18 protein-coding genes and 1 tRNA gene are annotated in these 24,811 nt (G+C 31.7%); 8 read left to right on the plus strand and 11 right to left on the minus strand.

Translation table 11 applies throughout. The features are described from left to right. Positions 1-40: 40 nt before the first annotated feature. The 3 genes from murA to L3X39_RS14595 all read right to left on the minus strand — a co-directional run bounded on the left by murA (position 41) and on the right by L3X39_RS14595 (position 2,366). Positions 41-1,351 (minus strand): UDP-N-acetylglucosamine 1-carboxyvinyltransferase, encoded by a 1,311-nt coding sequence (gene murA / locus L3X39_RS14585; RefSeq protein WP_237232601.1) that lies wholly within the window; start codon positions 1,349-1,351, stop codon positions 41-43. 6 nt (positions 1,352-1,357) lie between these two features. Then, entirely contained in the window at positions 1,358-2,008 is a 651-nt protein-coding gene (locus L3X39_RS14590; protein WP_237232602.1) for a DUF4290 domain-containing protein, read from the minus strand. Positions 2,009-2,072: 64 nt separating this feature from the next. Continuing rightward, a complete protein-coding gene (locus L3X39_RS14595; RefSeq protein ID WP_237232603.1) occupies positions 2,073-2,366 on the minus strand; it encodes a DUF493 domain-containing protein in 294 nt (97 codons plus the stop codon). 189 nt (positions 2,367-2,555) lie between these two features. Between L3X39_RS14595 and L3X39_RS14600 the strand changes: the two genes are divergently transcribed. From L3X39_RS14600 to L3X39_RS14620, 5 genes are all read left to right on the plus strand, one after another. After that, positions 2,556-3,095 carry an AAA family ATPase gene (locus L3X39_RS14600; RefSeq protein WP_237232604.1) on the plus strand — a complete coding sequence of 180 codons (540 nt, stop codon included), beginning with the start codon at positions 2,556-2,558 and terminating at the stop codon, positions 3,093-3,095. Continuing rightward, a complete protein-coding gene (locus tag L3X39_RS14605; RefSeq protein ID WP_237232605.1) occupies positions 3,096-5,000 on the plus strand; it encodes a RecQ family ATP-dependent DNA helicase in 1,905 nt (634 codons plus the stop codon). Positions 5,001-5,083: 83 nt separating this feature from the next. Beyond that, positions 5,084-6,031: a methionyl-tRNA formyltransferase gene (gene fmt, locus L3X39_RS14610; RefSeq protein ID WP_237232606.1), complete on the plus strand. Its 948-nt coding sequence runs from the start codon at positions 5,084-5,086 to the stop codon at positions 6,029-6,031. Positions 6,032-6,220: 189 nt separating this feature from the next. Then, on the plus strand, positions 6,221-6,493 hold the full coding sequence (locus L3X39_RS14615) for an HU family DNA-binding protein (RefSeq protein WP_237232607.1): 273 nt from the start codon (positions 6,221-6,223) through the stop codon (positions 6,491-6,493). A 121-nt stretch (positions 6,494-6,614) separates the two neighbouring features. Then, entirely contained in the window at positions 6,615-7,175 is a 561-nt protein-coding gene (locus tag L3X39_RS14620) for a YqgE/AlgH family protein (RefSeq protein WP_237232608.1), read from the plus strand. Here the strand turns inward: L3X39_RS14620 and L3X39_RS14625 are convergent. Both L3X39_RS14625 and L3X39_RS14630 read right to left on the minus strand, forming a co-directional pair. Next, the gene (locus tag L3X39_RS14625; RefSeq protein WP_237232609.1) at positions 7,172-8,014 is read right to left on the minus strand and encodes an aminotransferase class IV; all 843 of its coding nucleotides are present in this window, start codon (positions 8,012-8,014) and stop codon (positions 7,172-7,174) included. The two genes, L3X39_RS14620 and L3X39_RS14625, sit on opposite strands and share 4 nt — an antisense overlap. A gap of 56 nt (positions 8,015-8,070) precedes the next feature. Beyond that, complete coding sequence (locus L3X39_RS14630; protein WP_237232610.1) at positions 8,071-8,463, minus strand: START-like domain-containing protein; 393 nt, start codon at positions 8,461-8,463, stop codon at positions 8,071-8,073. Between the two features lie 130 nt (positions 8,464-8,593). Here L3X39_RS14630 and L3X39_RS14635 point away from each other — a divergent pair. After that, positions 8,594-8,667, plus strand: a tRNA-Met gene (locus tag L3X39_RS14635). 155 nt (positions 8,668-8,822) lie between these two features. On the opposite strand, the gene L3X39_RS14640 is transcribed toward L3X39_RS14635, so the two are convergent. The 5 genes from L3X39_RS14640 to L3X39_RS14660 all read right to left on the minus strand — a co-directional run bounded on the left by L3X39_RS14640 (position 8,823) and on the right by L3X39_RS14660 (position 18,572). Further along, the gene (locus L3X39_RS14640; RefSeq protein WP_237232611.1) at positions 8,823-10,211 is read right to left on the minus strand and encodes a T9SS type A sorting domain-containing protein; all 1,389 of its coding nucleotides are present in this window, start codon (positions 10,209-10,211) and stop codon (positions 8,823-8,825) included. Positions 10,212-10,370: 159 nt separating this feature from the next. Then, a complete protein-coding gene (locus L3X39_RS14645) occupies positions 10,371-13,547 on the minus strand; it encodes a CHAT domain-containing protein (RefSeq protein WP_237232612.1) in 3,177 nt (1,058 codons plus the stop codon). A gap of 5 nt (positions 13,548-13,552) precedes the next feature. Continuing rightward, positions 13,553-15,526, minus strand: a complete 1,974-nt coding sequence (locus L3X39_RS14650; protein WP_237232613.1) for a caspase family protein — start codon at positions 15,524-15,526, stop codon at positions 13,553-13,555. A gap of 5 nt (positions 15,527-15,531) precedes the next feature. Continuing rightward, positions 15,532-16,947 (minus strand): hypothetical protein, encoded by a 1,416-nt coding sequence (locus tag L3X39_RS14655; protein ID WP_237232614.1) that lies wholly within the window; start codon positions 16,945-16,947, stop codon positions 15,532-15,534. A gap of 95 nt (positions 16,948-17,042) precedes the next feature. Beyond that, a complete protein-coding gene (locus L3X39_RS14660) occupies positions 17,043-18,572 on the minus strand; it encodes an ankyrin repeat domain-containing protein (protein ID WP_237232615.1) in 1,530 nt (509 codons plus the stop codon). 229 nt (positions 18,573-18,801) lie between these two features. Here L3X39_RS14660 and L3X39_RS14665 point away from each other — a divergent pair, with 229 nt between their 5' ends. Further along, on the plus strand, positions 18,802-19,704 hold the full coding sequence (locus L3X39_RS14665; protein ID WP_237232616.1) for a hypothetical protein: 903 nt from the start codon (positions 18,802-18,804) through the stop codon (positions 19,702-19,704). Between the two features lie 236 nt (positions 19,705-19,940). Here the strand turns inward: L3X39_RS14665 and L3X39_RS14670 are convergent, their stop codons facing one another. After that, positions 19,941-20,828: a carbohydrate kinase family protein gene (locus L3X39_RS14670; protein WP_237232617.1), complete on the minus strand. Its 888-nt coding sequence runs from the start codon at positions 20,826-20,828 to the stop codon at positions 19,941-19,943. Positions 20,829-21,277: 449 nt separating this feature from the next. Between L3X39_RS14670 and L3X39_RS14675 the strand changes: the two genes are divergently transcribed. Then, the coding region (locus L3X39_RS14675) for a M14 family zinc carboxypeptidase (RefSeq protein ID WP_237232618.1) at positions 21,278-24,811 on the plus strand (3,534 nt) is incomplete at its 3' end.

Raw genomic sequence — 24,811 nt, forward strand, 5'->3', positions numbered from 1 at the left:
AGATTATAATAAACATTCTGTTAAAATTAAATAGAAAAAACTACTCTATTCTTTCAATTTTAGCCCCAATAGCACGTAAACGTTCATCAATATTTTCGTAACCTCTATCAATTTGCTCAATGTTTTGGATGCTAGAAGTTCCTTTTGCAGATAAGGCTGCAATAAGTAATGAAACTCCAGCGCGAATATCAGGCGAAGTCATAGTAGTTGCTTTTAAAGTAGATTTAAAATCGTGACCAATAACGGTTGCTCTGTGTGGATCGCACAAAATAATTTTTGCGCCCATATCAATCAACTTATCTACGAAGAATAAACGGCTTTCAAACATTTTTTGGTGAATCAAAACACTACCTTTAGCCTGCGTAGCAACAACCAAAATAATGCTCAACAAATCCGGTGTAAACCCAGGCCACGGTGCATCAGAAATAGTTAAGATAGAACCATCTATAAAGTTTTGGATTTCGTAACCGTCAGTATGCGCAGGAATATGAATATCGTCTCCGCGTTTTTCAACAGTAATACCTAACTTTCTAAAAACGTTTGGGATAACGCCTAAATCATTCCAACTTACATTGGTAATGGTAAGTTCACTTTTAGTCATAGCTGCTAAACCAATCCAACTACCAATTTCAATCATGTCTGGAAGCATTGTATGATCGGTACCTCCTAAACTTTCAACACCATCTATAATCAGCATATTAGAACCAACGCCACTAATTTTGGCGCCCATTCTATTCAGCATTTTACATAGTTGTTGCAAATAGGGCTCGCAAGCTGCATTATAAATTGTTGTTTGTCCTTCTGCTAAAACTGCTGCCATTACAATATTAGCAGTACCAGTTACCGAAGCCTCTTCAAGAAGCATATAAGTACCTTTTAGCCTTTTGGCTTCTACACCATAAAACTGTTCTTCTCTACTATAGCCAAATTTTGCCCCAAGTTTTATGAGACCATCAAAATGAGTATCTAAGCGGCGACGTCCAATTTTATCTCCACCTGGTTTTGGGATATATCCTTTACCAAAGCGAGCTAATAACGGACCAACAATCATGATAGAACCGCGTAAACCACGCCCATCAACTTTAAATTCGTCTGATTCTAAATATTTTAAATTTATGTCGTCTGCTTGAAAGGTGTAAGTACCTTTTGATAGTTTTTCAATTTTAACACCTAGTTTTTTAAGTAAACTAATAAGCTTGTTAACATCAACAATATCAGGGATATTATGAATGGTTATTAACTCTGGTGTTAGCAAAACAGCACATAAAATTTGTAATGCTTCATTTTTGGCACCCTGTGGTTGTATGCTCCCTTTTAATTGGTGACCACCTTCAATTTTAAATGTTCCCATGCGGTGTTAGTAGCGTTTTCTTTGACGGTTTGAACTCTTTTTGTGGTGCCCTTTTTTATTACTATTACTAGAAAATTTATTCTTTGTACGCATTAAGCTTGTAGCATCTGTTAAATCTTCATCAGAATTTTTTAGGTTAATTTTACCATCAGAGAGCTCATATAAATGCTTATAAATTACGTCATCTTCAACCGTATCCTTATTCCAATTTAAGAAACACTTTTTCATATGGTTAGCAATGGTATAAGTAAGTGCTTCTTTAAGCTCTCCTTCTTCCCAAGTATTAGCCACATCAATCATAGTTTTAATATTGTTTCCATAAAAACGATACTTAGGGAAATTCTGAGGATATTTTAAAGGTTCCGGGCGTTCTTCAAAAAGTTCCTTTGTTGGTTTTTCATAAGGTGAATCAACATCCAATTCAAAATTAGACATAATAAAAAGTTGATCCCAAAGTTTGTGTTGAAAATCTGGAACGTCTCTTAAATGTGGTTGCATATTCCCCATTACAGATATAATGGCTTTTGCAACTTTATTGCGTTCTTCCTTAGTTTCTATAGTTTTAGCGTAATTAATCATTTTTTGCATATGGCGTCCATATTCAGGAATGATTAAATGTTCACGCTCTGTGTTGTATTCTAAATCGTCTATTGTCAAAATAAATGTGTAGAGTTAAATGATTTGCATGTAGTTTTATGCATGCGCAAAATACAAAAAAAAACTAAAGGCTTATAACACCTTCAACTTTTTCCGCAACTTCTTTATATTTTTCTATCACAGCATCTGGGTTTCGCATTAACAAATTCACCGATACACTGGTATATTTGCCATTTTTAGACTCCGTAGTGTTTATTACAGCACCCATATTGTCAAAAATAACCTCTAATTTAGCTATTTTAACAACGTCCGATATTATTATAAACTTATATAAATACTCAGCTGGCCAGCTATTAGTTTCGTGTAGTTGTGATTTTAATTTTTCGTAAAATTCTTCCGAATTATCAGGTGTACTCATAATCTCATTATCTTCTGCAAATATACAGCTACTATAAACATTATAAAAAAATTAAATACTCAAAATTTGTGCGTTGTCTGTTTTTGAAACAAGTTCAAAATAAACAGGTAGGGATTTTATTTACAATCTTTTTTATTCCGTTTTTTTTATCGCAGTTAAATTCCGATTTTTACACTAAAATTCGCACCATTGAGTACCAAAAAGATAGTTATTACAGGAGGCCCTAGCACAGGAAAGTCTTCAATAATAAACGAACTTGTAAATAGAGGTTACACCTGTCTCGAAGAAATATCGCGTCAAGTCACCATTGAGGCAAAAAAAGAAGGTATAGAACAGTTGTTTTTAACCAATCCCTTATTATTTAGTGAGCTTCTTTTAAAAGGCAGGCAAAAACAATATATAGATGCTGAAATATATGGTGATAAAACCGTGTTTTTCGATAGAGGCATCCCAGACGTTTTAGCATATATGGATTTTATAGGTGATACTTATCCAGATTATTTTATAGAAGCTTGCCAGCAATCAACCTATGATGCCGTTTTTATATTAAAACCATGGAAAGCCATTTACACTAGTGATAGTGAGCGTTATGAAAGTTTTTATGAAGCACTTAAAATTCATGACAACCTAGTAAACACTTATAAAAATTATAACTATATCCTTATAGATGTCCCTTTTGATACGATAAAAAACCGAACCAATTTTATTTTAAAAGTATTAGGTATGTAAATGGAGCATCCAATAAACATATTAGAACGCTATTGGGGTTATTCAGATTTCAGACCTGAGCAAGAAGCTATAATAAATGCAGTACTTGAAGGTGAGGACACCTTCGTGCTTTTACCAACAGGTGGTGGAAAGTCTATTTGTTTTCAAATACCCGCTTTAATCAAAGAAGGTATTTGTATCGTTATTTCGCCATTAATAGCACTTATGAAAGACCAAGTACAGCAGCTAAACAACAAAGGCATAAAAGCCATGGCTATTACAAGTGGTATTAGCTATAGTCAACTAGATACACTGTTAGATAATTGCATTTATGGAAATTATAAATTTTTATATCTATCACCAGAGCGCTTACAACAGGAATTAGTACAAGATCGTATTAAGCAAATGAATGTTAATTTAATTGCTGTTGATGAAGCGCATTGCATTTCGCAATGGGGTAGTGATTTTAGACCTGCTTATAAAAACATAGTTCTACTTCGGCAAATACAACCATCAGTAAACATAGTAGCATTAACAGCTTCTGCAAAACCAGAAGTTGTAGATGACATTATTAAAGAACTCGATTTTATTCAACCAAAAATATTTAAGCAATCTTTTTTAAGGGAAAATTTAGCATATATGGTATTTCATGAGAATGATAAATACTATAAACTTGAAGTCATTTTAAAAAAATACAAAGAACCATCTATTATTTATGTTAGAAATAGAAAGCTAACCTTAGAAGTAAGTTCGTTTTTAAAATCAAAAAACATATCTGCAACATATTATCACGGTGGCCTTTCAAATCCAGAAAAAGATGCTAACATGACATCGTGGTTAAACAATCAAAAACAAGTTATGGTAGCTACCAATGCATTTGGTATGGGAATTGATAAACCAGATGTTAAAACAGTTATTCACTTTAATTTACCTGAAAGTATAGAAAGCTATTTTCAAGAAGCAGGTCGTGTTGGAAGAAATGGTGAGAAGGCATTCGCCATTATTTTAAAGAATAATAGTGATGAAGTATTGGTGAAAAACCAATTTCTAAGTGTTTTACCTACGGTTGATTTTGTAAAGCAGGTATACCGAAAATTGTGTAACTACTTTCAAATATCCTATGGCGAAGGTGAATATGTAACTTTTGATTTTGACTTTAACACCTTTTGTAAAACCTATCAATTTGGTTCTATTATGTGTTATAATGCCTTGTTATTATTAGACCGAAATAGTGTTATTAGCCTATCAAAGCAGTTTAAAAATAAAGTAACTGTTCAATTTATAACATCAAATAATGTGCTTTTTCATTATTTAGAAACACATCAAGATTTTAATATCATTGTAAAATCAATGCTACGAATGTATGGCGGTATTTTTGACCATGTTACAAAAGTGGATTTAGGTAAAATTGCTGAAAAAGCTTCAGTTGCAGAAAGTAAATTAGTAAATACGCTTCAAACCTTAGAGAATGATAACATCATTAATTTAAATTTAGCTAAAACTGATGCACAAATAACATTTATTGAACCTCGTGAAGATGATAAAACTATTAACCGAATAGCGTCCATTATAGAACAACAAAATAAATTAAAACAGCAACAGGTTAGCGCAATGCTTAACTATGTTGAAAACGATTCGGTTTGTAAAAGCATGCAGCTCCTCGCCTATTTTGGTGAAAAAGACATGAAACCTTGTGGCATTTGCTCCGTATGTAGTAAGACCAAAAAGAAAGATAAGTCTCAAGATATTAAAACTATAAAAAATAGAGTAATAGAGTTGTTAGAAAATGGCGATTGCTCTTCTAGAAATATGGTAGACGTTATAAATTGTTCTGAAATTGAATTAAAAACAGTTTTAAAATTGCTATTAGAACATAATATTATAACGATTACGCCAACGAACACATATAAATTGAGTCATTTATAAAATATGTATTCCTGAAATAATCAATATTTATTGGAAAAAAAGATGCGAATTACAATGACAATTAAAAAAGTAAACTTAAGTAGATGAAAGATTTAAGAATTGTATTTATGGGTACGCCCGATTTTGCAGTTACTACGTTAAAAGCATTGGTAGAAAGCAATTATAATATTGTTGGTGTAATTACTGCACCCGATAAACCTGCAGGTCGTGGGCGTCAATTAAATGAAAGCGCGGTAAAACAATATGCTCAAGAAGTTGGATTAAATGTACTTCAACCCACAAACTTAAAAAGTGAGGACTTTCTAACTGAGTTAAAAGCACTAAAAGCAAACCTTCAAATTGTAGTAGCTTTTAGGATGCTTCCAAAAGTGGTTTGGCAAATGCCTGAGTTAGGCACTTTTAATCTGCATGCATCTCTATTACCAAATTATCGGGGTGCAGCTCCCATAAATTGGGCTATTATTAATGGTGAGACAAAAACTGGAGTTTCTACATTTTTTATTGATGATAAAATTGATACTGGTGATATGATTCTTCAAGAAGCGATACAAATTAATCCTAAAGAAAATGCTGGTAGCCTGCACGACAAGTTAATGACTTTGGGAAGCAAATTGGTTTTAAAAACAGTTTCTTTAATTGAAAAAGAAAATGTAAAAACAATTCCTCAGAAAGATATAAAAGATTTAAAAACGGCTTATAAACTAAACAAAGAGAATTGTAAGATTGATTGGAATGAGTCCTTAGAAAATATTTATAATCTAATTAGAGGCTTAAGCCCCTATCCTGCTGCGTGGTGCACACTAATTAATGGCAACGAAACATTAGATGTAAAAATTTATGCTGCTGAAAAAGAGTTTACAAATCATTCATTAACGAATGGTATTATCATTTCAAATAAAAAAGAATTAAAAGTTGCTGTATCAAATGGCTACCTTAAAATAACTGAAATGAAGCTTCCTGGAAAACGCACGATGGATATTGGTTCGTTATTAAATGGGTATATTATTAAATTGAATGCTAAAATGCTGTAAACCCTTATTCTCATTGATATTTTAAAAAAGTCGACAAAATGCATACCCTTTATTAACAAAAGAGTAAAGTTATCAACAAAACCTTGCATTTCCCTTGATATTACTTGCGTGATTACATAATCCGTATAAATTTGTAGAGGATTTAACAAAAATGTTTAACCGATTTATTAATAATTAAATTTTTATATTATGAACAAAACAGATTTAATCGACGCAATGGCAGAACACGCAGGAATCACTAAAGCTGCAGCAAAAAAAGCTTTAGAGTGTGCGCTAATTGAAATTGAAGGAGCTTTACAAAAAGGCAACAGAGTTTCTTTAGTAGGATTTGGTTCTTGGTCAGTTTCTAAAAGAGCTGCAAGAGAAGGAAGAAATCCACAAACTGGAGCAACTATCAAAATAAAAGCTAAAAAAGTAGTTAAGTTTAAAGCTGGATCTGATTTAGCTAACGCAGTAAACTAATTATTTACTAAAACTAAACATAGAAAAGCCTTCAGTATTGAAGGCTTTTTTTATATATGTAGCCAAAACAGTTGCTTATTTAACAAATAAATATTAGATTTAATTATTAATTTCTCTAAATATGGTTACAACAAAACCCAAAAAAGGAAATTTATTAATTGCCAAACCATCCATAATTGGAGATGTTTCTTTTAATCGCTCCATTGTTTTATTGGCTGACCATAATGACGAAGGCTCTATAGGTTTTATTCTTAATAAACCCCTTAACTATACCATTAACGATTTAATCCCAGAGGTTGAAGCTACTTTTAAAGTTTACAATGGTGGTCCTGTAGAACAAGATAATTTATACTTTATTCATAAAATACCACATTTGATTCCTGAAAGCATAGAAATATCATTGGGTATTTATTGGGGTGGTGATTTTTCAAAAGTTGCTGAACTTATTCAAAATAACACGATAAAAGAAAATGATATTAGATTTTTTCTAGGTTATTCTGGGTGGGAATCAACCCAATTGGAAAATGAATTGAAAGCCAGTACTTGGTTAGTTACCGAAAATATTTATAAAAACGAAATTATTGAAAAAGATTATGAGAGTTTCTGGAAAGAAAAAATGCTCGAATTAGGTGGCGAATACAGTATTTGGTCTAACGCCCCAGAAAACCCCAGTTATAACTAACTAATTCTAATCTTAATATTTAATTTTTGCAATAGTAGCTTTGATACTTCCGCATTGTAAGTTTTCTTTCTATACTTACTTACAGGTTGTATACCAGTTATCACATTTGTTATAAAAATTTCATCTGCTTTTTGAAGTTCAAATGGTGATATTGATTCTTCGAGTAATTCATATTCTTTTAACTCTTTAATCATATTAATTAATTGAGTTCTCATAACACCCTTTAAACAACCATCGGATATTGGAGGGGTTTTGATCGTGTTGCCTTTTACTAAAAAAACATTTCCATTAAGCGATTCAATTACTTGTTTATTTGTGTTCAAAACCAAGCAATTATTCAAATTATTTTCTTTTGCAAAAATGCTTCCTACAACATTCAAAGCTTTATTATTTGTCTTTAATGTAGATAGTAAACTCGGAGAAACATAATAATCCTTAAATAAATCTACTTCGTAAAACTCATCCTTTAAAGTGTAAAAATCTTCACTTAAAGAAGTTGCTGTAATTATAAAATCTATGTCATTAGTCTCCGGAGTATACAAACCACCTTCTTTTCTATGTACCATTAATTTTACTCTAACGGAGGCATTTTCAAATGCGTTGGCTTTAATGGTTTTATGTATTTGCTCTTCTAAATATTCCATGGTGAAATTCATAGGAATCTCCATACGCATAATGCGCATTGATGCCATTAATCTGAAATAATGATCTTCCCAAAACAAAATTTTACCATAACTGACTTTGATTGTTTCAAAAAGAGCGTCGCCATAAGCATATCCTCTGTTTTGAACTGATATAACTTTATTTTCTTCTAAAAGCGTTCCGTTAAAATTTGTCATAAAAAATCCCACTTGTATTAAAAGCGGGACAAATATAATTTAAATAAAGTTTACATTTAAGCAGATCCCAGTACTTGTTTTAAACTAGAAATTTGATTTTCCCAAAGCATTTTTGATTCATCAATTTCATCTTCTTCGGCAAAATCGGTAACGATTAAAGAAACGTCTTTAGTAATTTCATCAACTTGAATTCTAATTTCGAAATAATACGATTGTTCATCTTCTTCGTCTTCTAACCACCGAAATTTAACGCGTTCCCCGTTTTTCTTGTTTAATAATTTAGCTTTTTCCTGACTATCGTCCCATATAAAAGTAAATAGCTCTCCACGAGAATTTACGTTATCTGAAAACCATTCCGATAAACCAGAGGGCGTAGAAATATATTGATATAATAATTGAGGTGAGGCGTGTATTGGAAATTCAATATCAAATTTTATTTTTTCGTCCATAAGTAAATTTAAAATTTATCTCGCCAATATATACATAAATTGATAAGTATAACAACTATTTTTAATAATATTTTCCCTTACTTCTATTTGCTTACAATAATATTGTTTTTATATTTGCAGCCTTAAATTAGGCGAGGTAGCTCAGCTGGTTAGAGCGTCGGATTCATAACCCGGAGGTCGGGGGATCGTGCCCCCCTCTCGCTACAAATGTAAAATCACACAAAACTAGCGGTTTAGGTTTTCTCTAAACCGTTTTTTTATGTCCTAGATTAAAGAACCTAAAATTGAATATAAAAGTATATAAACGATAATAGTAGAATACAACCCACCAATTCTATTAGCTAGAAAGAACTTGGAATTTATTCTTTTACTACTTTAAAAGTTTTGAAGCTATTACCAGAAGTGATTTTTAAAAAGTAAATACCTGATTGTAAATTAGATATATCTATTTTATCAAATTCATTTTTTAACTCCAAAAGTTTCTTTCCCGAAATTGAATATATGCTAACATTATTAACGTCATTTAAGTTACCTTTTATGTTCACGAAGCTATTTGTTGGATTAGGATACACAAGAATATCTGCCAATAAATTATCTTCATTAATTGATAATGCAGAACCACTATTGTCAAAAAAATCATTAGTGATTTTATTTATTGAAAAACCAGTGCCTATATTAAACTGATCATCATAAATCCCATCTGATTCAAACGCAATCATTGGAGGTTTACTTATATCCAAGTATTTCATTTTTAAATGGAATAATTTTGCAGGTGTTGTATTTACATTCTTATCGGGATTATTAATATATTGGATGAAATTAAAAGAAAAACGATTAGTACTATCGCCATTAGTATTGTCGAAAGTCTCAAATTTGTTACTAACTCCTTGTTCTAAAATATACCCATCTGGAAATGAAATATCAACACCTTCATAAGCATTTATATACTCTCCGAAAGCTTCATTATTATATGTGAAAAATAGTTTGCCACTTCCTAATCCAAAGCTAGAGTCACCATGAACCATAACATCAACCTCATAATAATCATTAATACCATCGTTTGTATTTTGTGCATTATCAAAGGAAAAATAAATCTGGTTTGGACTACAGGCAACTTTATATAATAGAACATCGGTTTTATTAAAACTATAATCATTATATTTATAGGCTCCTTCATCTAACGGAAAGGGGTAATCTATAATAGGTATTGAATCTGTTTCGCCTTCTTTTTTTAGATAACCATCTTTATCTCGCATTCTATCCAAGGGCATTAAATTCAATAGCTCATCTTTATTACTTATTGGTTGACCTTCACAATAATAAGCTTCTACTTCTTTAAAACTAAAGTTTGTACTTATATCTGTGCATACATTAACCACCGCCGTATCAGCACATGTTTCGTCTGTTTCAATATAATAAAATGCATACTCTTCCTCTGGTCCAGCACCGGTATTAGGGAAATCTGCCGTTTTTTCATTTCGGATTCTTGCAACACGTCTCCCTCTTGGTCCATTAGGACCATCTTTAAAAACCCAACGTCTACCAAATACTTTTTTCGAATTTTGAATTTTACTTCTAGCAGCAGCTAAATAACTATCCAAATCAACATTCTCAATTCCATTTTCAAGACAAAAACTATAATCAGCGTCAACATCAGCACCTGCATCGCATGTTTGCCCATTAAGATTTAAAGAAATTGAACTAATAATAAAAATAATTACCCTAAAAAACAATGTACGTTTACCCATATTATAAAATTTTAATCATGTTAAAAAAAGTAGGATAATATTGATTGCGGCAAGAGAAATATTAATGATGTGATAGTCACATTTAAATTTATTAAACTTAAATGAAACCGGTTACTATTGTAGGTTAACTACCATAAAATTCGACAAGGAACTGATATATTATTCCAGTAATACAAAGGCTGCCCATTTTTCGGGTTGTGAACTGTATTTTGCTTGTATAGTTTTTTGCGTCTGGTTGAAGGCTTCTTTTACTTTATTAGTTTTCATCCAATTGCCATAAAAGAGCGTCATAAACTCAGCTGTCTCGATATCTGGCACTTCCCATAAACTCATGATAAGAATATCGACACCAGCCATTTTAAAGGCACGTTGCAGCCCATAAACGCCTTCGCTTCCATCAATATCTCCTAGTCCCGTTTCGCAAGCACTCAATACTACAATATCTGTGTTTGATAAATCCATGTTTGATATTTCTAAAGCTGTCAAAATCCCATCATCTTCTTGATTATTTCTATGACCGAATTTCCAGGTGTGATTAGCACCAGCAAAAAGAAGTCCAGAGCGTAATAAGGGGTCTAAAGCATACCGATATTGATCTTCAGTACTTAGATTACTTTTTACTTTTGGTTTATTGTTTACATTTTCATAAAAGAAGCCATGGGTTGCAATGTGCAATATATTTGGGCTACGTCCATGTAATTTTTTAAAATTTGTTTCATTCGCTTCGGTTCCTTTCCAAACATCCACTTTATTAGAATTTGCTTTTAAAATTGTTCCTATTGTATCTACTTCACGTAATGTTCCTGGTAAAGGTATCCAACTGTCGCCTATTTTTTCGCTTAGCTTATTGTTTTGGGTTATCAATATAGAATCTTGTGCTTCATTCAATTTAGGTAAATTATCGTAATCAATCCCACCTATTAATAAAGCCGACTTTGCTTTAGGTAAAGCACTATTATCTTTTAAGTTACCTGTCGTACTTAATTGAAATAAATTGAATTTGTTACTCAATGTTTTACTGCTTTCTTCACCCAGAGCAGCAAACGAAATTTGATTTAACAATCCACTTGGCGTATAATAAATATTGCTAGAACCAGTAACAATTTTCTCTAATGGACGCCAAACCAAATCAAAAATGGCTTTAGAATTATTTGTGGATCTTGCCTTTGAACCTCTACTAACATATAATTGATTAGGCGTTTTTTTAGTTATGAGGGCTTTTAATTGCTTTTCTTCAAAAAGCGGAATCATTTTTGGGTGCTCCCAATCCTTTTTATAGATATAAGCGGCATATAAAATACTGTCTGTTAATTTGTTTTCCTCATAGTAGTGAAAACGAGAAAACTCAATGGCAATATCATCTTCTTTTAAATTTAATTGAGACTCTTTCCAACTTTGAATCAACTCGATACTATTCATAAAATTGGAGCTATAAAGTTTGACCAGTTCAGATTCCTTATCACTTATTTGATTTTTTAAGCTATCTACATCTAATATCCGTTCTTCCATAGGAAGGCTTAAAGCTCTTGATAGTTTAGTTTTGAGTGTACGATAATCATATATTTTATTATTAATACTAGCATTGTTAAGTGTGGCTAATTCTGATAATACATTTTTAGAATTATTAAGTAATAATCCCTTAAGCATAATCTGATTGTTCAAATTAATTTCATTTAATTCAGCAATCGGAGTATTTAAATTATAGGCTAGAGATTGTAATTCATCAAAATTTTGAGTTGTTATATTTAAAAATGCTTTTTTCTCTTGTTCGCTTCTAAATTCAAAAACGTTCTTTATTTGAGAAATAATGATCGAATTAAAAGATTCTAATACTGGAATCGCATTTTTATAATCGCCTAAACCCACATACGCTTCACCTAAATATTTTAGCATATTGCCATATTCTGGGTGCTCGTTACCTAGTTCTTCTTCTGTCATTTTAGAGTATTTCTCTAATATTTTTTTAGCTTCCTTAAAGTTTTTGGTCTTATTATAAGCCCTAGCTAAATTCAACTGTTTTCTATAAAAATCAATATTATCTAAGTTTGAATTATCTTCTGAAATTTTTATGTTTTTCTTAATTAAACTTATAGCTTCATCGTACTCACTAAGTTCAAGCAATACGCTTGTATAATTGTTAAGATAAAACCCGTATTTACTATGATTCTCATCAAAATTATTTAAAAACACACGCAATGCTTCTTGAAATAATTCTTTAGCGCGAATTAAATCGCCTTTTAAGACATATAATTGCCCTATGGCATCTAAGAGTTCTGCATATTTAGAATGATTAACTCCTAGTTTGTTTTTGCAAGACTCTAAAGCTATTTCATAATTTTCTAAACTTTTATCAAATTCTCCAAGAATCGAATAATAATAGGCTAGGTTTTGAAATCTTACTGAGTGGTTTTGATCGTTTTGGGGAGTGTTATTTGCGACTTCTTTTGCAAATTTCAATGCATTTTCATAATCGCCTAATTCTTGATAAGCAACACTTAAACTCGTATTTGCAGAAATATAAGCATCGTCATTTTTGTTATTAAAATTCTTCACTTCTTCATAAAGTGGAATTTCTTTTTGAAACTCATATTTATAATGATGTATTAAAGCTTTAGTATATATAGCTTGAATATAAACAGAAGAATTTTTAGAATTTTGGCTATGAAGTTTTAGTAAAACTTTGTCTAGAATTAATAGTGCTTTTTCATATTCACCAATTTCGATATAAATTTGGCTTAGACTAATTAAATTTGAAGCGTATTCATCACTGTCTATTCCATATAACTTTTCAATAATTTGACTAGATAAACTATTATAGTTAAACGCCTTTTCATATTCTTCTTTTCTCTTATATAAAATGGATAGATTATTTAATATTCTACTGTAATTTAGTGTTTCATTTCCTTCAATAAGTTCTACTTTTAATAAGCTTTCATTTAAGAATTTTAGGGAATTATTATAATCACCAATGCGCATATATAGCTCACCGATTCGTTTTAGAACTTCGGCATAACCGATTTTATTACTTTCAAAATTATTTATCCCCTTGAGGTAAAAAGTAATGGCTTTTTCAAATTCATTTATATTATCATAAACGTACCCTAACGTATAAGTAGTAAAATAATAATCGTAGTCATTATCGCTAAAAATCTTTTCAGCAATATCATGAGCTTTTACAAAATGCGTTAAAGCGTCTTGATAATTCTCATTATCTAATAAATCATATCCGAAATTAATGTGATTCTCCCAAGAATTATAATTATCAACACTTTGCCCAGAAGAATAAAATGCTATTTGTAGTGCAAAAAAAACAGTAAAGCATTTGAATTTATTCATTTAATCTAGTCTTTTACTATTTCATAAACAAACTCGGTGCTAAATCCGTCAATTTTGGTATTTATATTATTAGATCCAGAGCCGCCTCTATTTGGTTTATAAGTACTTCTGAGCAAACTTTCAAGTGGATTTGACATATTGCTAGAGCTTTCGCCACGAGTTTCAACAGTTTCTTGAAAATCAATTGGGTAAGGTGTTGCAAAGCCTTTTAAAATTAATTTTTCAAAGGGAGGATGAAATCTAAAATGGCAGTCTTTAAATTGCATGGTTTGTCCTGGTAATAACCTACGCTCATCATTATTAAGTGAACATTCATCATTCGGTAAAAATGGAAAAATCTCTCCTTTGCTATTAATTTCTATAATACTAAAATATATTGGTTTATTACTTTTATTAGTAATTTGGAGGATAGCAATATCCTTTTCAGGTCTCATTTGAAAAGTACCATTTTCGTTAATAAAATCATTAACTTCTAATTCAATAATACTATCAGTAATTGGATCAATTTCAATTGGAAGTAAACTAAATTCAAATTCATAATTATAATTTTTGAAGTCTAAGTTTTTTAAATATTGACCTTGCGCAAAATTGAATAATGTTTGATTTAGTAAGTCTAATGAATCCGTACCTCCTCTTGTCTCTTCATCGGCATCAACATTATGTAACCCATTTGTTGAATTAATAACAATCTTATTATTCAATTGAGTCAGAATAACGTCAGACACCGCACTATCTGTAACAACAGATCCCAATTGAGTTTCCTTTAAAAAGCTTTTTACACCATTTTTTATAGAATCATCTGATAAAGATTTATCAAAAAACACATCAATAGACATTTCGCCATATGTCGGTTTATCAACAAAAACCCAATATGCTTTTTCATTTAAATTATCTAGAGGTTTTTCTAATTGAATCGTTGATTCGTTATATTTAGAATTAACAATAGTTCCCTTGGTAATGATATTTTTATCCTCAACTTTAGTTGTTGCCGAAGGAAGTATAGCTATCGTTGTATTTTTAAATAAGCCATGAAGTTTACCGGCTTGAACTCTGATAACATCCGATCTCAAAATGGATTTTATTTTGAAAAAAGGTTGCTGTTTTACATAGGCATTATTGAATAATTTTACATTTAAATCGCCTTCAATAGTTGGGCTTTGCCGAGGAGAAATAATATTCATTTCTGCCTCAATTTTTGCAAATAATTGATTGAATGAATAATTACTCCCTAGCTTATCCATAGCCTTTGAAAAGGCATAACTTAAAGAACCATATCCTTTGTACTCGTAATTTAACTCATTTGCAGAGGCACCAGAAATTAAAATATAGGGAGCTGCATTGTCATTTAACTTTGCTTTTTTAGTTTCAATTAAACCACTTCCAGAATCAACTTCATTTGATTTTGCACTCCACCCAGATGGTGCAAAAACAGCTTGACTTCCTCTTGCAATCCCTCCCCTTGAAGTAGATCCTGAATGACAACTATCTAATAGCAAAACTAATTGTCCGTTTTCTTGTAATGCATTTCTAAACATAGCAATATAAGCACCTAGTTCATCATCACGAAAATGATTTTCACCCTTATAATTGTGGTTGTATCTTACCCATGCGTCGTAAGGAACTAAAGCTTCGTCCTTGCCATCAATTTCTTCACCATTATCATCAAATATTTGTTGTCCATGCATTGAAAAGTGTATAACAACAATATCATTAGGTTTTATACGGTTTAGTAAGTTTTGTAATGCATTCTTTATCCCTTTATAGGTTGCTGCTTCATTAATTAATAAACTAATATTTTCTTCTTTAAATTCTTGATTTAGCAGTGTTTGCTTAATCAATGGCACATCGTTAACAGAACTAATAGATGCCCAACCTGTGCTTTTAGGATAATCGCCTACAGCAACAATTAAAGCGTGCTTTTCGGCATGAATAACATTACAAATAAAAAGTATTAAGCAAATTGAAATAAGCCTTTTCATGCCTCTTAATTTAATTTAAATAAATTAAAAGAAATTCCGAAAAAATAACCAAAATCATAAATATTTCTAGTATGCGCATCAATTGATTCTGTAGGTGCATCATCACCAACTTTTAATCCTTTTGTTAGCTTTTTTACGGGTCCATATGCAAGTCCACCAGAAAGTGATAATCTACTTTTACTTCCAAAGTGCATTGAAGGGCCTAATAAAAAACTAATCCCATTAATATCACTATCGCTAGAAATTGGAATTGCTAGACCGAAGGAACCTCCTATATTAAAGTTTTCACCCATGTACGGGTAAAAATTAATTATTGTGCTTAAGTTTGGTGTTAAATAATCATTGGAGTCTGCCCCAATAATACCATCCTTAATATAAAAATTTTGAGAATTAGATCCAAAGTTGTTTAACGTAAGGGCAACTCCTGTATTAATTTTAAAGCCCCCTTTAGCGTACAGCTTTATATTTCTAGTTTTTAAGGTTTTTTGCTTATTATCAGCGTCTTCTAAAGATGTCGCAAAACCACTTGTAACAAACTTTAATTCAATATTAATTTTATCAGAATCTATTTGATAATCATACGTTCGTGTAAAACTAGAAGCCTCTAACGTACTGTAAAAAGATTTAATTTTATTAAGATTCTCGATTGTTATAGATGCCGATTCGTTTATTGAACTAATAAGCTTCTGGAGGTCATTTATAAGGTAATTCCGTTCAATTAAATCGCCCCTTGATGCTGTTTTAATGGTATTATCTACTTCTAACTCTGTAGCTTTCTTAATCTTATTAATATCTATAGTTAATTCTGTTTTATCTTCTAAAACTATTTTCTCTAGCTGTGTTAAATAGACATAAAAATTTTCATTGGGGTCCGGCAATCTAGCGTCTCTTTCTAATGCTGCTGTTGATTTAATATTATTTAAAATTTCTTCCTTGCTAAGGTTTGGATTTAAAAGATTTGCTAAAAACGTTGTTTTTAAAGCAGATATGTTTGAAGACTTATCATTGAAACTTGAATAATCACTTGATAATGATTCGCCCCTAGTATTTGCTTTATTAAAAATAGTATCAGTTGGTAAATTTGTAATATTAAGTCCTAATTTTGAATCTGAAAATGACTTCACACCAGATAAAAAAGAACTAAAATTTAATCCATTACCCGAAATAAATGCCTGCTCTTCTTTCACATCAGTGACAACGTCAATAGCAAAAGGGTTGATGTTTTTTAATTCAATTTCTACCAAACTGCTTCGCTTTATTTTGGGTTTAACTAGGGTGTCTATAATCTTATTGCTTTTATCGATTGTAAAATAATTGATGCTTTCATTGTTATAGTCATAAACCACTTTATACTTGTCTTGTGAAAAAATAGTAGTTGCAAAAAATAGTAATAAGATGGTAAGTGTATATTTAATATTCATATTCTGATTATTTGGATAATTAATTACATCATAATTTCAGTGGGCACTAAAAGAAGTGTAAATAGGATAAAAAAGTTAAGTGGGTTTTCTAATTATTATTTTCGTTTTCTTGCTTTTTTTAGATACCTGGACAAACTTTTATGTTTGTTTTTTCTTGCTATTTTATCGGGGTATCTACCATTGTAGTTTTTAATTTTAGGGCTCAACCCTAACTCCATAAGCTTTTCTGCCATAGCAAAATTTCCATTAAACGCTGCATAGTGTAACAAGTTGTTACCACTACCTGATATTTTATCAATCTCGCCACCATTCTCTAAAAGTAACAGGGTTAAGTCATATTTATCATTTATAACAGCATAATGTAACGGTGTAATTTTATTATTATCTCCTATATTAATCAATACGCCTTGGTCTAATAAAAAGTTTACCATTTCGACATTATCATTTTCTATAGCATAAAAAAGTAAGTTTCGCCCATTCTTATCATAAACCTCTTTCTCACTTTGTTCCATGATAGTTTGAAGTGCATTTAAATTGTTTGCTTTTGCCGCCACAAATTGTAAAGCACCTCTATTGATAGTATATTCATGATCAATTATCCAAGAATATATTATCCATTTATCAAGTCTATCTTCTAAATTGTTCTGTATCGCATATTCGAGGTTCTCGTAAAGGGCGCGGTGAACTAGATCATAAGGAACAGATGTTATTTTAAATGATTGAGATCCAACGTATTTAACATTAGCATCCCATTGAATAGTTTTTATACAATTACAGTCAGAATAATACCCATAACTAGCGGAATAATCTCCAGATTCTACTTTTTTCGTACTTGTTCTTACTATAATACCTTCTATGAATCCATAGGGATCAAATACAGGTCCTCCCGAATTACCAGGAAACGTATCAATATTATTTTTAAACCAATGGTCTGGCGAATCATCAGTAACTTGTGCATTGTCAGCAAATTTTAACGGTAAACCTGTCGGGCTACCAATTGTGTAAACATTACGCCCATTTAAAACACCTCCAGAAGTTCGAAACCTATAAGGATCTCTTGTTGATTTTCTATCTAATTTTAAAACAGAATAATCAAATGGAGATGGTTCTTCATAATATGCCGCTAAAACATCTGTTGTTTCGTATATATTAGATGGATTGATGTATAAAGAATTGGTGTTATCATAAAAGTCTAATTCATTGGTATAATCAAATACCCAAACATAATCTTCGGCTTTATACATGCTCTTTATACAGTGTCCTGCAGTGATTAAAATATCTGGCGCAATTAAAAATCCAGTACAACCTGCTACAGTAGGCTGATCAAGAAACTTAACGCCTTTGTCGAAACGAAAATCTCCAAATTGGCTAATTAAGCGTTCCCGTAATGAGGTACCATAAACCCGATTGCCATCAATTCTCCATTTAGGAATCATTACTGCTGTGGCTCTAACAAAATCCTCAATACCCTCTGCATCTGTGACCTCTTTTCGGTCATCTTCTCCAAATACTCCTCGAGGTACAGGTTCTCCTGTTTCACCAAATGGATACTCAATTTCGATATCTTGAGCAATACAAAAAAAGTTTGAAAGTGATAATAAAAATAATAGTGTAAAAAACTTCATAACGGATTAATTAAAAAAAGGTTATTAGTATTAGATTGATCTAATTATATATCAATCAGTTACAAGTAGGGATATATAAATGTAGTAAAAATCTTTTAAACTCATATTTTTAATAGTTTAAATACATGTATTGTGAGGTCATTGCTTATTTAAAATAACCCGGTTTAAAATAAAAATTGAAATAAGTAATTTTAATTATGCTAACTTTAGTCAGGCAAATTCAACTATTATGACAAAATTCTTTTTACTAGCTATCTTATTGTTTATTACTTTTTCATGTTCTACTCATCATAGAGCTAATATCAAAGCCAATGAAAAATTTATAGTAGAATTAAAAAAATCTTCAACGCGAGGTGGTGCCATTGAGACCGCACTTCAGGGATTACTTTTTGGAGTTAATTATTTAGCCGAAAAATCAGCTAAATCTCTAAATAGCTCTTATTCTCAATCCATTTCTATTAACGATTATTATAATACCGATTTAGGCAAGGTTGAAAAAACTTATGAAAAAATTTATATTAAAAAATACTCTAAGCCAGATAATAAAGAACAAAAAACAATAATTACACAAATAGTTAGGGATGAATTTAAGGGTAATATAAAATCTAGAGGGGAAGAATCTGCTTTAACCTTAAACGAGGTTATTCGTGACAAAGAAGACGATATATTAAATTTTCAAGCAGTTATTGAGTTAATTTCTGATCCAGAAAACCCGGGAATAACAAAGTTAAGCTTCAACGAATTAAGAATTCTTTTTTCTAAAACTAAAGTTTTTAAAGACGAAGATTTAAATGCAAAAGTATCGTTGTTAATTGAAGGCCAATGGAGAGATTCTGAAGGGACTCCTCACAAAAAGACCTTAATTGAGCAAGTATACGATTTTAAAAAGCTTAAATATGGTTATGAAAACCAAATAAAAACTCCAATTGTTTCACCTTGGTATTACGACATTCCCATTTATTCTGATATAGAAGGTGCCATAAAATATGGTCTTATTAATATAACTATTCAACTTGAAGAATATGAAGGAAATAAAAGTAGGTACATAAATAAATTGCCTAACATTCTTGATAAAAACAAAAAGGTTATTATTAATCAAGGTGCATCAAGTTTTAATGAAATATTGAAATAAAATCACTAAATTTACAGATAATTATTATTAACCCTAGTGAACACAAACTGAACACGTTTTTGAACACAATTTTGAATACAAGCATCTGGAAAGCCCTATAAACAGGGAGATTAGGGGTTTATTAAATTCCTTCATAACCCGGAGGTCGGGGAACGTGCCCCCTCTCGCTACAAATGTAAAATCACACAAAACTAGCGGTTTAGATTTTCTCTAAACCGTTTTTTTATTAAATCTATTTACCTGTAAGGATTCATAAAAGTTTCTACCTTTGACCGAAGTATTTTAGGGTTAGCACCTTCACTCTGCGCCACCATAGCTCCTACTGCACATGCAAAATCAATTGCTTGCTGTGGATTTACTTTATTTAGTAGCTGACTAATAAGCGAACCTAAAAAAGAATCACCCGCGCCAACAGTATCTACTACATTTATTAAATATCCACTATTGTAATAAAAAGTATCGTTATACAATAAAACGGCACCATGATTTCCTTTGGTAACACAAATATGCTTTGTATTTGTTTTTTGCGAAATATATTTTATGTTCTGCTCCATAGAACGATATTTAGAATCTAAATAACCGCTGACTTCATATAACTCATCATCATTAAACTTAATAAAATCCGCATTATTCATTAAATGAATTAGTAAGTCTTTGGTATAGTGTGGTGGTCTTAAGTTTAAGTCGAAAATTTTATAACGAGCATGATTTAAAAGTTCAAATAAGGTTTGTTTTGAAACATCATTTCTTGCCACCAAGCTACCATAAACGAAAGCATCAGATGCTTTAACAAGATCAATATTTTTATCTAAAATGTTAATATAATCCCAAGCTCGAGGGAAATTTATATCATACGATGCAGAGCCTTTTGTATTAAGCTTTACTTTTACTTCACCTGTATTAAATTTTTGAGCTTTTTGTATGTGTTCGGTATTAACACCGTTTTGTAAAACGTAGTCTATTAGTGATTTACCCAGTTTATCATCCCCTACACTACTTATAATGGCAACATCATGATTAAACGATTGAATTCTAAGAGCAACATTTAGAGGTGCTCCTCCAATTTTTTTATGAGAAGGAAAAACGTCCCATAAAACTTCACCAAAACAAACAACTTTAGACATTCTATTTTTTATAATAAATATTGATATGAACTAAAATAGATGATTTGATCGGGAATTTCAACTAAATCAGAATATAAATATATTCCTATTGTCATTAACCGTGCAATTTTAGAAATAGATTATTATTTACCTATCATTACATCACAAAGTGAATCTAATCTTACATTTTATTCAATAGATTAAATCTGATTGAGCTGTTGTATAACAAACTATTAAACACAAATATTAAAAATACAATGTATTTCATCGGATTTTTTTGCGTTTCGTGGAGTTTTTTAAAATATTATTATATATTAGCCCCATAAAATTCATTAATAACCCCAAATCTGATGAAAAAAACTACTCTCGTGAGTGTAATTATATTGTTGATTACACACTTATCTTTCTCACAAGATATACTTAAAAGAATTGTTGTTCAAAATAGTTCTGAAAATACTCTCAAACTAATAATGCAAATAGGAGTTGATATGCATTGTGGAGCTGTTTTTAAAGAAAATGGCGTTCAACTTGAACTATCTGATTTAGAATTAAAAAAATTAGATGATTTGGGAATACCTTACATTATAGAAGTTGACGACCTAACAACATATTATAAACAAAGAGCCGAAAAAGATTTACCTGATGCAAAAAGAGAATTAAAACTTAATCAGGCGAAAAATAAAAACAAACCTTCAAAAGGTGGTCTTACACAAAAGTCGGTATCTAGTACCGTACTAGATAATTTTTTGCAATACACGGGAAGTGATGAAATAGATTGGGCCACTCCTTCTAACTTTAATTTAGGGAGTATGGGAGGTTGTTTAACTTTAAGTGAGATGAAAACCGAATTAGACGATATGCGCACATATTCGGTAAATAATAGTTTAAATATCGTATCCGTAAAACAAGATGCTTCCTCAACGGGTAAAACAACCTGGGGTAATCCAGCTAGTTCAATAACAAATAACGGACAAACCTATTCTGGTCAAGGAACCACAAGATGGGATCCTGAAACCATATGGTATGTTAGGATTACTGGAAATGAATCTGGAACACCAGAAAATACAAAACCACAAATGTTGTTTACTTCAATGATACATTCAAGAGAAGTAAGTGCTTTAATGAATAATATTTACTTTATGTGGTATCTCATTGAAAACTACAACACTGATGATGCCGTAAAAGAGTTAGTTGACAATAATGAGTTATACTTTGTCCCTGTAGTTAACCCTGACGGACTAAGGTGGAATGAACACCTATCATCTAGTGGTGGTGGTTTACAACGAAAAAATTTAAGACCAAATACGGGAGGAACAACAAATACTTCAAATAACAGAGGGGTTGATTTAAATAGAAACTTTGATTATTTCTGGGGATATAATAACATAGGTTCATCAGGAACCACAACCAGCGGCACATACAGAGGACCATCTCCAGAATCAGAGCCGGAAACTCAAATTATGGTGGATTTTATTACCAGCAGAAACTTTAAGTCTGGTGTATGGAATCACTCTTATGCTAACTCTGTTCCTCACCCATATGGAGGTATTCCAACTCAAAGTACGGGTCGTGAAGATGAATATTACAGATGGCATGAAGAAATGACTAGATACAACAGATACCTTTACGGTGCTACTATTTTTTACGAATCAAATGGCTTACCTGATGATTGGATGATGGGTGGTGCACCAGATAATAATGGTTCTACTGGATCTGGGCAAGCTATTATAGCAACAACTCCAGAACATGGTGGGCAAGGATTTTGGCCTACACCTTCTACAATTGATCCTATTGCTAAACAATCTATGCGTATCTCATTAGGTACTATTTATTATGGGGGTAAATATGCAAAATTACACGACCTAACTCAAAGTAATGTTACAGCTTTAACTTCTAATTTAGATTTTGGTATTGAACGCGTTGGTCAAACAGCAAGTGATTTCACAGTAACTGTTACCCCAATTTCTTCAAACATTACAACCATAGTATCTCCAACAACTGAAACAGGGATGAGTGTTCTTGAGCAAAGAACTGTTACCGCTCAACTAGTTTTAAACGGAGGTATTACTGCAAATGAAAAAATTGAATATAATGTTAAACTTTCTAACGACGATGGTATTATTTATGAAGCTAATTACGAAAAATATTATCAGCCTACAGTAATATTTAGCCATAACCCTGATACCGATGGATTAACTGGTTGGACTCAATCTGGAGGCTGGAATAGTACAACTGTTGATGCCTATTCTGGCAGCAACGCTTTAAGCACTGGTACATATTCAAACAATGCCACCAAAACCTTAACTACAACAAATAATTACGATTTTTCAAGTTCTAGCGAAGTGCTAATTCAATTTTATTCTAAATGGGATATAGAAAGGAATTACGATTTTGTTGAAGTATTAGGATCTCCTGATGGCGGATCAAGTTGGATATCATTAGGAGGCAACTACACTAAACCAAACGCAACTAGTAGTACTACGTCTCATGACAATAAAAGTGCTTCGTATGCAAATTTTCAAGCTAATAGTCAAGGACAAGTATATGATGGTGATAGAATGGATAATTGGGTAATGGAAGAAATTGCAATTGATCCTACCAACTACACTTCTTTACTTAATTCAAGTACTGTGAAAATAAGGTTTAATTTTAGAACAGACGCTCTGAATGTTAATGAAAATTATACAACAACATCAGATGGATTCTTTATTGACGATTTTAAAATATTAAGTATTCAAATTCCGTGTGATAATACTAATCCACCAACTAACTTAGTGGTTAGTACTATTACCACTGTTACAGCAACTGTAGATTGGGATAATATTCCATCAGCTACCTATGATATAAGATATAAAGAAATCAGTTCTGGAACATGGACTGAAGTAACTGATATTGCTACAAATAGTTATAATATTTCTGGATTAACAGCTTCAACAGATTATGAAGTTCAAGTTAGAACACGCTGTACCAGTGCTACATCTTTGTACAGTAGCTCAACTAATTTTACAACAGCTACTCCTGTACCTTGTACTGGGAGTTCTGTGAGTGTTTTCCCTTATTCTGAAAGTTTTGAATCTGGAATAGGACTTTGGAGTCAGGGAGTAAATGCTACTGATGATGATATAGATTGGACTGTTAATTCTGGAACTACAACATCTACTGCAACTGGACCAAATAATGCTTCAGATGGAACTCAATATATTTATACAGAAACTTCAACTAATGTAACACCTCCTGGTAGTCCAAGCAAATTAGCATATTTAATAAGCCCTTGCTTTGAGTTCAATACTTATGAAAACTCTCAATTATCATTTGACTACCATATGTATGGTGCTGATATAGGAACTCTAAATGTTGAAGTAAGTATTGATAATGGTGCAAATTATGCAAATGTTTTTAGCTTAAGTGGGCAACAACAAGGAAGTAACGCTGCGGCTTGGGTTACACAAATTGTAGATCTTTCTGCTTATGATGGTCAAACAATTAAGATAAGATTTAATGCTTTAACAGGTGCTAGCTTCAATGGAGATATAGCTGTTGATAATATTAACATAACAGCTGATGCTATTAGCGCAACAACTTGGTATCAAGATTTCGATAGTGATGGTTTTGGAAATCCTAGTGTTAGTCAAGTAGCTGCTTCTCAGCCAGTAGGTTATGTTGCAGATAATACCGACTGTGATGATACCGATGCTAACATCAACCCAAATACCGTGTGGTACTTAGGTGTGGATAGTGATGGCGATGGATTCTTCGGAAGCCAGTTAACCGCTACTCAGTGTACCAACCCTGGTGGATACTCAACCACAGCGCCTACTATTGACGACTGTGATGATACCGATGCTAACATCAACCCGAATACCGTGTGGTACTTAGGTGTGGATAGTGATGGCGATGGATTCTTCGGAAGCCAGCTTACCGCTACTCAGTGTACCAACCCTGGTGGATACTCAACCACAGCGCCTACTATTGACGACTGTGATGATACCGATGCTAACATCAAC

The organism is Flaviramulus multivorans (assembly GCF_021728415.1).
Taxonomy (GTDB): Bacteria; Bacteroidota; Bacteroidia; order Flavobacteriales; family Flavobacteriaceae; genus Sabulilitoribacter; species Sabulilitoribacter multivorans.

What these genes read in the sequence shown, in the direction of transcription:
- murA (WP_237232601.1), bottom strand. Translation starts at nt 1,351, where the DNA reads ATGGGAACATTTAAAATTGAAGGTGGTCACCAATTAAAAGGGAGCATA.
- L3X39_RS14595 (WP_237232603.1), bottom strand. Translation starts at nt 2,366, where the DNA reads ATGAGTACACCTGATAATTCGGAAGAATTTTACGAAAAATTAAAATCA.
- L3X39_RS14605 (WP_237232605.1), top strand. Translation starts at nt 3,096, where the DNA reads ATGGAGCATCCAATAAACATATTAGAACGCTATTGGGGTTATTCAGAT.
- fmt (WP_237232606.1), top strand. Translation starts at nt 5,084, where the DNA reads ATGAAAGATTTAAGAATTGTATTTATGGGTACGCCCGATTTTGCAGTT.
- L3X39_RS14615 (WP_237232607.1), top strand. Translation starts at nt 6,221, where the DNA reads ATGAACAAAACAGATTTAATCGACGCAATGGCAGAACACGCAGGAATC.
- L3X39_RS14620 (WP_237232608.1), top strand. Translation starts at nt 6,615, where the DNA reads ATGGTTACAACAAAACCCAAAAAAGGAAATTTATTAATTGCCAAACCA.
- L3X39_RS14625 (WP_237232609.1), bottom strand. Translation starts at nt 8,014, where the DNA reads ATGACAAATTTTAACGGAACGCTTTTAGAAGAAAATAAAGTTATATCA.
- L3X39_RS14630 (WP_237232610.1), bottom strand. Translation starts at nt 8,463, where the DNA reads ATGGACGAAAAAATAAAATTTGATATTGAATTTCCAATACACGCCTCA.
- L3X39_RS14640 (WP_237232611.1), bottom strand. Translation starts at nt 10,211, where the DNA reads ATGGGTAAACGTACATTGTTTTTTAGGGTAATTATTTTTATTATTAGT.
- L3X39_RS14645 (WP_237232612.1), bottom strand. Translation starts at nt 13,547, where the DNA reads ATGAATAAATTCAAATGCTTTACTGTTTTTTTTGCACTACAAATAGCA.
- L3X39_RS14650 (WP_237232613.1), bottom strand. Translation starts at nt 15,526, where the DNA reads ATGAAAAGGCTTATTTCAATTTGCTTAATACTTTTTATTTGTAATGTT.
- L3X39_RS14655 (WP_237232614.1), bottom strand. Translation starts at nt 16,947, where the DNA reads ATGAATATTAAATATACACTTACCATCTTATTACTATTTTTTGCAACT.
- L3X39_RS14660 (WP_237232615.1), bottom strand. Translation starts at nt 18,572, where the DNA reads ATGAAGTTTTTTACACTATTATTTTTATTATCACTTTCAAACTTTTTT.
- L3X39_RS14665 (WP_237232616.1), top strand. Translation starts at nt 18,802, where the DNA reads ATGACAAAATTCTTTTTACTAGCTATCTTATTGTTTATTACTTTTTCA.
- L3X39_RS14670 (WP_237232617.1), bottom strand. Translation starts at nt 20,828, where the DNA reads ATGTCTAAAGTTGTTTGTTTTGGTGAAGTTTTATGGGACGTTTTTCCT.